Source organism: Cupriavidus sp. FW305-27, assembly GCF_058787995.1.
In genome coordinates this window covers 18803-28512 of sequence record NZ_JBYTAG010000083.1, presented here as the reverse complement: position 1 = coordinate 28512, position 9710 = coordinate 18803, and the positions used below count along the sequence as shown (strand labels likewise).

Genomic DNA, 9710 nt, shown 5'->3' with positions numbered 1-9710 from the left:
CCCGATATCCCGCCCCCGCACCCCCGGAAACACCTGCGCCAGCCGCGCCTCATCGAGCCCGTACAGCCTGCGGAAGACCCCGCCCAGCACCGCCCGGTACTCATTGCGCACCGGCCAGTCGCGGTTCTGGTTGAGCGTGGCTTGTTCCACCGCTACCTGCTCACCAGCGATGCGGCCGCCACGCACGGTGCCGCCCGCGATCCAGTAGACGGTGCCGTGGCCATGGTCGGTGCCGCGCGTGCCGTTCTCGCGGAAGGTGCGGCCGAACTCGGACAGCACCACCACGGTGGTCTTGTCCCACACAGGACCCATCTCGGCGGCGAAAGCCGACAGGCCGCGGCCGAGGTTGTCGAGCAGGCCGGCCAGTTGCCCCTGTGCGCCGCCCTGGTTGACGTGGGTGTCCCAGCCACCCACGTCGATAAAGCCCAGGTTGAAGCGCTCGCGCATCAAGCCCGCCATGCGCCGGGCCTCGACCTCGAATCCGCGCGCGCTGAGCGAGCGGCGGTTGGCGGCCTGCATTTCCTGCATGCGCGCGGCCATGGTGCCGGCGTCGTTGCCTGACATGCCGGGCTGCGGCTGCGCCTGGCGCGCCACCGTTTCGCGCAGCTCGAAGCCTTCATCGATCAGCGATTCGAAACGCGTGCCACGGTACATCTGCGCCAGCAGCTTCGCCTGGCGCGCATCGAACGGGGTGCGGCCGCTGCCCTTGAGCGAGACATTGGGCACGTCGCGCGGACCGGACAGCACCATCGGCAGGCCGTCGGTGAAGGCCACGGGCGCGGCCTGCCCGCCCATGGCCTGCGCCAGGCGGTTCAGGAAGCCGCTGCCGCGCAGCGCGGCCACGGACTTGCGGTCCTCGCCTTCGCCGGGCAAGCCGGCCTCGATCCCGTCCTGGGTCTCGAAGTGGCTGCGCGACAGGTCGTGCGTGCCGGCGAACGGCACGAAGGCCAACTGGCCGCGCTGCCATAGCGGCAGCATGGTCGCGGCCAATGCCGGGTGCAGCGCCCAGTCGCCGATGCCGCGCGCGGCGCTGTCGGCGGCAAAAGCCGGCGCCAGCGCCACTGCCGCGTTGGGGTCAGCGTCCGCACCGGCCGCGGGCGGGCGGCGAATGGCGATATTGGGCCGCGCGGCGTAATAGAAATCACTGCCGGCCGGCACCAGCGCGCTGGTGCCGTCATAGCCGCCGCGCAGGAACACCAGCAGGAAGCGCGCATCGGCCCGCGCCGGCAGCGCATAGACACGCGAGGCGATGGCGGGCAGGGCCAGCCCCAGCGTGGCGCCGCCCATCGTTTTCAGCCATTGTCGGCGTTGCATGGTCTGCTCCCTGTCAGCGCTGCATCCACTCGGGCGAGCCGAGCAGCACGGTATTCCATTCGGCCTGCGATTCCGCCTGGCCCAGCGCGGCGCGCGTGGCGGGGCCAAGGGTGGCTTCGATGGTGTCGAAGTACAGCTTGTTGCCGATCATCGGAAAGCGCGCGCCACGCGGCCTCGCGCCATCGCCTGCAAACAATCCCGCCGGCCCCGAGCCGATCGCGCGCGCGATCTCGAAGCGCCGCACCATCTGGCCCGAGCTGGCCCACGCGCTTTCCGACGATGGATAGCCGTCCGGCGCCACGTGGCCGTAGAGCGGCTCGCCGAGCTGGTTCAGCCAGTTCATCACCGGGCGCAGGTTGGTCACGGGACGACCTTCATAGGCGAGCCGCATCGACGACACCACATAGACCATCGGATCCTTGAACTTGCGCGTGGGCGCCGCCAGTTGCCGGTCCAGTTCCGGCGCCAGGAACAAGGTGCGCAGCACCGCGGCGATATCGCCATCGGTGTACGTGAAGGTCTGCGCCATGCGCTCGACCAGCGCCGGCGGCGGGTTGTCGGCGATGAAATAGGCGGCCAGCTTGGCGCTGATAAAGCGCGCGGTGGCCGGCTCGCGCGCCAGGATCGACACCGCTCGCGCCACTTCGTCGAAGCCGGCCGGCTCGATGCGCTGGCCCAGCAGCGTCTTCGCACCGAAGTCATGGCGCGCGGGGTTGAATTCGAACAAACCCTCACTGCGGTACAGCCCCGCGCGCGCCGGCGGCAGCCGCGGCAGCGGCGTGCCGCGCAGGTTGACGCCCACGCCGGTCAGCACGCGCGCCAGCTCCTGCACGTCCTGCTGGGTGTAGCGGGAGCCGCTGGGGCCGCCCGATACGCCCATGGTATGCAGCTCCATCAGCTCGCGCGCGTAGTTCTCGTTGATGCGGTTGGCGCTGCTCTGGGCGTTGTCGAGGTAGACCAGCATGGCCGGCGCGGTCACGCTGGCCATCAGCAGGTCGCGGAAGCGGCCCAGCGCGTGCGGGCGGATGGCGCGCTCTTCGTAGTCGGCCAGCAGCAGCCGGACCTGGCCCTTGCCCGAGTAGACGTTGAAATGGTTCATCCAGAACCACGTCATTTGCTCGCGCAGCTGCGCCGGAGAATACAGCGCGCGCAGCAGGTGGCGCCGCGCGGCATCGGCCACGATCTCGCGGCCCTGCGCGTTCAGCGCCTGGCGGGCCTGCTGCTTGCTGTCGTCGTCGGGCAGCGCGTCGATGCGCTGGCGGGCGTCGCGTGCGGACTGGATCTGCGCGGCGGCATCGGCCTGCAGGTTGGGCAAGGCTGCGATGACGGCCGCCAGTTCGGGCGGATCGGCCAGCGGCAGCGTCAGTTGCTGGTCGAGGAAGCCCTTGCGGCCCAGCCGGCGCAGGTCGCCAAGGGTGGTCTGGTCAGCGCCGTAGGTGACAGTGTTGAGCCAGCGCAGGTCGGTGGCGGCGGTGCTGCCGCCAGCCTCGGCCGGCACCTGGGCGCAGGCGGCCAGGCACGCTGCCAGTGCCAGTGCCGCGGCGGCCCGCCAGGCGGCGAGCGCGCCCCGGCCGGATTGTCTCGAATGCTGCGCCGGATTCATGCCTTGCTCCTCGCCCTGTTCGATCAGCATCACTATGTTACGTGGCAAGCGCACATTGGTTGACCCGGAGGCGCCGCCGGAGTGTTACCAGTGCTTTCAGCACGCCGATTGCCGGATTTGCCAAGACAGCGGCGCGCTGCCTGGCTAGCCTTGCGCTCTGTCCCTCCGATCCCGCCCCCGGCGGAAACGCCTGCTTGCATGTCGCGCCCCCTGTCCGCTGCCGCCTGGCTGCCCACCGTTGGCTTTGTCCTGATCTGGTCCACCGGCTTTATCGTCGGCAAGGCCATCGTGCCGCTGGCCGATACCAGCCTGTTCCTGCTGGGCCGCTTTGCCGTGGCGGCGCTAATGTTCGTGGCCTGGTCGCTGGCGGCGCGCGCGGCCTGGCCGCCGCTGCGCGAGGCGCCGCGCCACCTGCTGGCAGGCGCGCTGATGCAGGGCATCTACCTGTGCGCCGGCTACGGCGCCGTGGCCAGGGGCCTGCCGCCGACGATCATGGCCCTGCTAGGCGCGCTGCAGCCGCTGCTGACCGCGCTGCTTGCCATCCCCCTGCTGAAGGAGCTACCTTCCAGGCGGACGTGGCAGGGCCTGGCGCTGGGTGCGCTCGGCGTCGCGCTGGTGGTCGCCCCGGCGATGCAGGCCGGCATTCACCCGGCCGCGTCGGCCCTGTCGCCCTGGATCGTGCTGCTGGGCGTGCTGGCCATTGTCTCCATCACCATGGGAACCCTCTTGCAGAAGCCCGCCATCGCCGCCTGTGACTTGCGCGCCAGTTCCGCCTGGCAGAACCTGGGCGCCATGCTGGTAGCCGCCGCGATGGTGGCGATCCAGGCCGCCGACGCGCCGCTGCACTGGCATGGTGGCGTGGCGCTGTGGGCCGGACTGGCATGGGCGGCGATCGGCCTGTCGGGCGCCGGCACCTGGCTGCTGGTCAGCCTGGTGCGGCGTGGCCAGGCCGCCAATGCCGCGGCGCTGATGTTCCTGGCGCCGCCGCTGGCCGCGCTGCAGGCCTGGCTGCTGTTCGGCGAACGGCTGGATGCGGTGCAGGCGCTGGGCATGGCGGTGGCCGGCGCGGGCGTCTGGCTGTGCCAGACCCCTGGCAGGTTGCGGCATGCCGAAGCCCGCTGAACCCCAAGCCTCGCCGCTGGTCGAGCATCGGCGCTACCGCCCGCAGCCTGACGGCCACCAGCACGGCTACCACCAGTTGCTGTTCGGTCTGGCCGGCGCCACCGAGCTGGAGATCGACGGCCACGTCTATCGCGTGGACGACCGCACCGGCCTGATCGTGCCGGCCGGCAGCCATCATGAATTCCTGGGCTTGGACGGCAACCTGCAGCTGGTGGCGGACTTCCCGGCGCGCTCGGTGGCACTGCCCGCGCGGCTGATGACGCGCCCGCGCACGTTCCCGCTGGACGGCGCCTTCGGCAGCCGCGTGCGCGCGCTGGCGGCATGGCGAGCCGCCGCAGCAGCACGCGGGCCGCAGACCGACTGGCACCTGGCGGCAACGCTGGCCGCGGCGCTGGCGGACTGCCTCGGCATGCCCGGCGACGAGCAGGTATTCCCGCTGATGGCCGTTGATGCCTACCTGCGCGCCAACCTGGCCGCGCCACTGCGCGTGGCGGAAGTCGCCGGGCATTTCGGCTGGAGCGTGCGGCGCTTCCAGACCCTGTTTGCCGAGGCCTTCGGCGATACCCCGCACCGCTACCAGACCCGGCTGCGGCTGGACCGCGCGCTGCAGCTGCTGACGCAATCCACGCTGCCGCTGGCCGAGATCGCGCTGGCGTCAGGCTACCCGGACCAGACCACCTTCACGCGCAGCTTCACGCGGCGCTTCGGGCAGCCGCCCGGGGCGTGGCGGGCGGCCGCACGCGGCTAGCCTGCCTGCGCGGTAGTCGATTCTGGCACCGGACTAACCGTGGTGACCCTCTCGCGTCGAGGCGAGTTAGAGGGCGGCGCAGGTTGAACGTGCGGCGTATAAGGCTTCCGCCCCTTGCGAGATCCGAGCGCTTAGCGCCGCATTGATCTGCGTCAGACTCAGATCATGCAGGGAAGCTATTGTGTCAATAAGGTCCCGCGAGTCCCGATATCGCATCGGACTCAACGGTCTGCTTGCCCAGTTTCCCAGGAGGGCGCCATGGCCACCCCACTAGCCACCTCGCTTCCAACTTCACCTTCCGCCGCGCTTTCCACCCCGGGCCCGACACCGCTTGCCGCCTGGCATACCGACCATATCCATTTCGCCTCAATGCTCGACCTGCTGGAAAAGCAGGTCAGCACCTTCCATCAGGGCGAGCAGCCCGACTACGGCCTGATGGCCACGATCATCCAATACCTGCGCAACTATGGCGATTGCGTGCACCACCCCCGTGAGGATGTTGCCTACGCGCTGCTCGTGGACCGGGATCCCGGCACGCGGATCATCATCAGCCGGTTACTGCAGGAACATCGCGTGATCGCCACAGTCGGCGCGGAATTGCTCGACCGCCTGCGTGAAGCCCAGAGCGAGGTGGTCACCTCGCGAGCGGCACTGGAAGCGGCCGCCGCCATGTACCTGGTGTACTACCGCAACCATCTGTCCACCGAGGAAAAACAGGTCATGCCGCGCGCCGCCCGGTTCCTGACCGAAGCGGACTGGGCGGAGGTCGCCGCCATCGATCCGGCCAGTGCCGATCCGCTATTCGGCGCCAATGTGGAGAGGCGCTTCGCGACTTTGCGCAAGCAGATCGACAGTGAAGCGAACGCGTCCATGCACTGAACGTCGGTCGCTTCGCGGCACTGCCGGGCCTCGGCTCAGAACTTATGCCTGCGGCGAGTGTCTTGGCCCTGGCAGAAACCGTCCCGGGCTTTTTAACGGCATCCGGCAACAGCAATGACGGACAGGTATTGCAGCCTATTTGCCGCTCTGGCGGCCCAGCAGCACCGTCTCGCCGGTCTCGCTCGAGTGCCGGCGCAGGGCGTCGCGGACCGAGGCGCCGGTGCCCTCAGCCCACCCTCAGCCTCGCCATGACGATGGTTCTTCTATAGCAACCACTCCCCGATCATCCGCAGGATCTCCGCCTTCACGGCTGCAGGGTCCATGGAAGCCCGGTTCAGGCGGTGCACGGAGATACCGCGCAGCAGGCTCATCAGGATGAAGGCCGCGGATTTTGTGTCCACGTCCGCCCGGATCTGCCCAAGGGTCTTCGCCTCGTTGAGCTTGTACTCGACGTAGGCCATGTTCTTTTCGTTGTAGTCGTGGACAAAGCCATGCAGCGGCGAGTCGGCAACGGACGAGTCAAGCACGATGAAAAACATCGCGCGGATACTGTTGACCGCGTTTTCCGGCCGCTGGGTGTAGGCGTCCACCAGCGAATAGATGCCGTGAATGCCGCGGGTATCGCTGCCGTCCTTCTTGCGCTGGGCATTGAATTCACGCGAGAGCTGTTCCAGACATTCCTCCAGCAGCTTTTCCTTGGAGCCGAAGTGATTGTGCGCCAGGCCGCGGCTATAGCCCGCCTTGGTGCCGACTTCATTCATCGTCAGCCCGGCGAGGCCTTTTTCAGAAATCAGCCCGATTGCGGCCTGCACCATACGGCTGACAGACTCCTCACGCCGTTGCTCCTGGGTGCGACTGGTTTGCTGTTTCATAGGTAGTGAGCGATATGTCGCCTGCGGCGCGCCGACCGATGCATGGATCGGCCGGCTATGTCTCGAAGCAGTGGTAATGGTCCATGGCGCCGTTGTGGCTGCGTTGAACAGGATATGGGTCTGTTCACGCGGAGCTGCACGGCAGCCCAAATTGTACCGAAGCGAACGGGCCACTTTTCAGAACTGCGTCGACACAAGGCCCTGCGTGCGCAGTTTCCGGCGCAGCAGTAAGGCCAGGCGCTCAACTCGGCCGGATATTGGCTTTTTCCGCCACACCCTTGAAGCGCAGGTATTCCGCACGCTGGAATTCCCCCAATTCGCCGAGCGCCTTCTTCAAAAAGGTACCCGCGCGCTTGGACTGGTATGCCTTTGCCGCCTCGGTCCCTTGCGCGGCGGAAATCGCTGCGGCAAGCTCCTTGAGCTTGTCCTGCGGGGTGCCGGCCTTCATCGAGAAGGACGACCACACGTAGGATTCAAAGTCCGCATAGCCCAGTTCCTTCATCGTCGGGACATTCGGCAACAGCTTGTCGCGCGCCCCGCCGGTAATCGCGAGCACGCGGAGCTTCTTGGCCTTTTCCATGGGGGCGATGCCGGTGATGTCGTTGAGGGCGATGTCCAGCCGGTTGCCGATCAGGTCCGTCACCATGGGCGCTCCGCCCTTGTACGGCACGGGCGTGGTCTTGATACCCGTTACCTGCGCCAGCCACTCGCCTACCAGGCGATAGCCTTCGGAATAATTGCCGATCGAGATCGGGTTGCCCGTGGCCTTGTAGCGGGCCACCACATCCGCAATGCTGTTGTAGGGTGAATCGTTGCCGGCCACAAAAGCGGCGGCGGAGATCGCCAGGCCGTGCAGCGGCACCAGGTCCTTGAACGGGTCGTAGCCCAGGTCCTTCACCATCACCGGGTTCACCGCGATCAGCGAGTTACTGCCCAGCAGGATGGTGTTGCCGTCCGCCGGCTCCGCCAGCACAGTGCGCACGGCGATGAGGCCGCTGGCCCCCGGCTTGTTCTCGACCACGATGGAGCGTCCCAGCGCCTTGCCGATCAGCTCCGCGTAAAAGCGCGCGCCCTCGTCCGAGCCGCTGCCCGCCGTGAAGGGCACGATGACGCGAATCGCCTTGCCCTGCGCCCGGGCGATGTAGGGGAAACCCAACGCTGCCGCGCCCGCCAGCAGCGTGGCGCCAAATTGTCTCCGTTGCATGGTGCTTGTCTCCTGTATATCGAAATGGTTTGGCCTTGGCCGGATTCAGTCTTCAAAGACCGGCAGCCGCCTTTCGGCCATGGCCTTCACGCCCTCGGCCATGTCCGGCCCCGCAAACTGGGTAGCCTGCTCCGCGCTCTCGCGCGAGATGGCGTTGCGGATGTGGCTGAGCGAGTCCGCTTTCAAGGTTTGGCGGGTGGACTGCAACGCACGCGGCGATGAAGTGGCCATTTCCCGGGCCAGTGCCATCGCGGCGGTGCGCACCTCCGCCTCGGGGACGATGAAGTCCACCAGCCCCAGCTCACTGGCGCGGGCGCCATCTACGCGGGCGCCGGTGTACAGCAACCACGCCGCCATCTGCTTGCCGATCAGCGCCGGCAGGGTGTAAGAGAGCGCGAAGCCAGGGTGAATCCCGAGCCGGTTGAAGTTGGCCGAAAACCGGGCCTTTGCGCATGACACCCGGAAGTCCGCCGCGAGCGCCAGGCCAAGGCCGCCACCCACGGCCGCGCCCTCGATGGCGGCCACAATCGGCTTGCTGAAACTGAAGATGCGCAGTGCCTCCAGATAGATGGGATTAATGCGCGAGGCGCTGCGCCCCTCCGCGCCATTGCGCCGCGAAAAATCCGCCCCCGCGCAGAACGCGCTGCCGCCCGCCTGCAGCAGCACCGCACGGCAGGTCTTGTCGGCCTGCAGCCGGTCCAGCTCGTCGGCAATCCGGGCAATCATCTCCACATCAAAGAAATTGTGCGGCGGGCGGTTCAGCTCGATGATGGCAACATGGCCGTCGCGGCTGGTCAGGATGGCCTGGTTCGGCGTCTCAGACATGGGTGGCGGTCCTTTCTGCATGCGTGGGTTGGGCTTGGTGGTCAGCCGGCGTTGCCGGGGCATCCGCCGACGGCAGGGTGCGCGCGGTCAGGTGCGGCCAGAACTGGTCCGAGCCTGCCTGGATGAACGCCTGGCCGAGGCGCTCTGCCCATTCGGTGCTGCTGCCGGCCTCGGCACGCCAGGCCCACAGGCGCCGCGTGGCAAAGTTCAGCGGGTATTCGTAGGTAAAGCCAATGGCGCCATGCACCTGGTGCGCAATCGAGGCACCCGTGCGCACCGCGTCGCTGGCCGTCACCTTGGCGACCGCGGCGCTGAATTCAGCCTGGGGCGCGCTGTCCTCCTGCATGGCGGGCAGATCGCGCAGTGCGGTGGCCGCAGCCGCGTAGCTGCAGGCCACTTCGCCGGCCAGCACGGCAATCTGCTGCTGGATAGCCTGGTTCTTGCCGATGGGCTTGCCAAACTGCACGCGGTCCTTCACATACTGCACCGCCAGGTCCAGCGCGTAATCCAGCGCGCCGGTCAGCTGCGCGGCGGTGGTGGCGGCGTAGAACACTTCCAGCGGCCGGCTCAGCCCGGAAATGCCAGCAGGCAGCACATGCGCCACGGGGGCATGGTCAAGCACCACCGTGTCGGCCGGCAGCGATGCGGCATCGGCCTTTGGCTCCACCCGCACGCCAGTCCCCTTGGCATCCACCAGGCAGACATGGCCTGCCGCCTCCACCACCAGCCAATGGGCATGGCGCGCCCACTTCACCGCTGTCATCGTGCCGGTGAGGGTGGCGGGCGTCCCCGCCTCATTGCCGGTCAGTGCCAGTGCCCGCGTCTGCGCGCCGGCGGCCAGCGCAATCACGCTGCCGGCCGCCAGGTCCAGCCCGCTGCGCGATGCCAGGTACTGCCCCACCACCGCCTGCGACAGCGGCACCGGCGCCTGGGTATAGCCGACCTGGTAGAACAGGGACAACGCTTCCGGCCACGAGGCCTCGATGCCGCCATGCGCCTCGCGGCAGAGAATCTTGGTCATGCCGGCGTCGGCGATGGCTTGCCACAGTGCGCCGGCAAATTCACCGGTCTCGACAGCGGTCAGCAGCTCGCGGCTCACCTCGTTGGCCAGCAGTCGCTTGACGGTTTCTTCAATCATGTTGT

General features: G+C 67.9%; 9 protein-coding genes. 3 read left to right on the top strand and 6 right to left on the bottom strand.

Annotated features, from left to right (window positions below; genetic code table 11):
* A partial coding sequence (locus tag AC3WRI_RS29205) for a DUF1501 domain-containing protein (protein WP_492294599.1) occupies positions 1–1314 on the bottom strand: 1314 nt, incomplete at its 3' end.
* Between the two features lie 13 nt (positions 1315–1327).
* Entirely contained in the window at positions 1328–2917 is a 1590-nt protein-coding gene (locus AC3WRI_RS29200) for a DUF1800 domain-containing protein (protein WP_037024764.1), read from the bottom strand.
* Positions 2918–3115: 198 nt separating this feature from the next.
* On the opposite strand from AC3WRI_RS29200, the gene AC3WRI_RS29195 reads away from it, so the two are divergent.
* The 3 genes from AC3WRI_RS29195 to AC3WRI_RS29185 all read left to right on the top strand — a co-directional run bounded on the left by AC3WRI_RS29195 (position 3116) and on the right by AC3WRI_RS29185 (position 5666).
* Positions 3116–4039, top strand: a complete 924-nt coding sequence (locus AC3WRI_RS29195; RefSeq protein WP_010810985.1) for a DMT family transporter — start codon at positions 3116–3118, stop codon at positions 4037–4039.
* Positions 4023–4787 carry an AraC family transcriptional regulator gene (locus tag AC3WRI_RS29190; protein ID WP_011617677.1) on the top strand — a complete coding sequence of 255 codons (765 nt, stop codon included), beginning with the start codon at positions 4023–4025 and terminating at the stop codon, positions 4785–4787. Before AC3WRI_RS29195 ends, AC3WRI_RS29190 begins: the two co-directional genes overlap by 17 nt.
* 258 nt (positions 4788–5045) lie before the next feature.
* Positions 5046–5666, top strand: a complete 621-nt coding sequence (locus AC3WRI_RS29185) for a hemerythrin domain-containing protein (RefSeq protein ID WP_011617678.1) — start codon at positions 5046–5048, stop codon at positions 5664–5666.
* A gap of 263 nt (positions 5667–5929) precedes the next feature.
* Here AC3WRI_RS29185 and AC3WRI_RS29180 read toward each other — a convergent pair whose 3' ends face one another.
* The 4 genes from AC3WRI_RS29180 to AC3WRI_RS29165 form a co-directional block, all read right to left on the bottom strand.
* Entirely contained in the window at positions 5930–6538 is a 609-nt protein-coding gene (locus AC3WRI_RS29180) for a TetR/AcrR family transcriptional regulator (protein ID WP_492294597.1), read from the bottom strand.
* Between the two features lie 241 nt (positions 6539–6779).
* On the bottom strand, positions 6780–7742 hold the full coding sequence (locus AC3WRI_RS29175) for a tripartite tricarboxylate transporter substrate binding protein (RefSeq protein ID WP_010810981.1): 963 nt from the start codon (positions 7740–7742) through the stop codon (positions 6780–6782).
* Between the two features lie 45 nt (positions 7743–7787).
* Positions 7788–8567, bottom strand: coding sequence for an enoyl-CoA hydratase/isomerase family protein (locus AC3WRI_RS29170; protein ID WP_011617679.1), 780 nt, complete (start codon positions 8565–8567; stop codon positions 7788–7790).
* Positions 8560–9705 (bottom strand): acyl-CoA dehydrogenase family protein, encoded by a 1146-nt coding sequence (locus AC3WRI_RS29165; RefSeq protein WP_231881461.1) that lies wholly within the window; start codon positions 9703–9705, stop codon positions 8560–8562. The genes AC3WRI_RS29170 and AC3WRI_RS29165 overlap by 8 nt, the downstream gene beginning before the upstream one ends.
* Positions 9706–9710 lie beyond the last annotated feature (5 nt).

What these genes read in the sequence shown, in the direction of transcription:
- AC3WRI_RS29200 (WP_037024764.1), bottom strand. Translation starts at nt 2,917, where the DNA reads ATGAATCCGGCGCAGCATTCGAGACAATCCGGCCGGGGCGCGCTCGCC.
- AC3WRI_RS29195 (WP_010810985.1), top strand. Translation starts at nt 3,116, where the DNA reads ATGTCGCGCCCCCTGTCCGCTGCCGCCTGGCTGCCCACCGTTGGCTTT.
- AC3WRI_RS29190 (WP_011617677.1), top strand. Translation starts at nt 4,023, where the DNA reads ATGCCGAAGCCCGCTGAACCCCAAGCCTCGCCGCTGGTCGAGCATCGG.
- AC3WRI_RS29185 (WP_011617678.1), top strand. Translation starts at nt 5,046, where the DNA reads ATGGCCACCCCACTAGCCACCTCGCTTCCAACTTCACCTTCCGCCGCG.
- AC3WRI_RS29180 (WP_492294597.1), bottom strand. Translation starts at nt 6,538, where the DNA reads ATGAAACAGCAAACCAGTCGCACCCAGGAGCAACGGCGTGAGGAGTCT.
- AC3WRI_RS29175 (WP_010810981.1), bottom strand. Translation starts at nt 7,742, where the DNA reads ATGCAACGGAGACAATTTGGCGCCACGCTGCTGGCGGGCGCGGCAGCG.
- AC3WRI_RS29170 (WP_011617679.1), bottom strand. Translation starts at nt 8,567, where the DNA reads ATGTCTGAGACGCCGAACCAGGCCATCCTGACCAGCCGCGACGGCCAT.
- AC3WRI_RS29165 (WP_231881461.1), bottom strand. Translation starts at nt 9,705, where the DNA reads ATGATTGAAGAAACCGTCAAGCGACTGCTGGCCAACGAGGTGAGCCGC.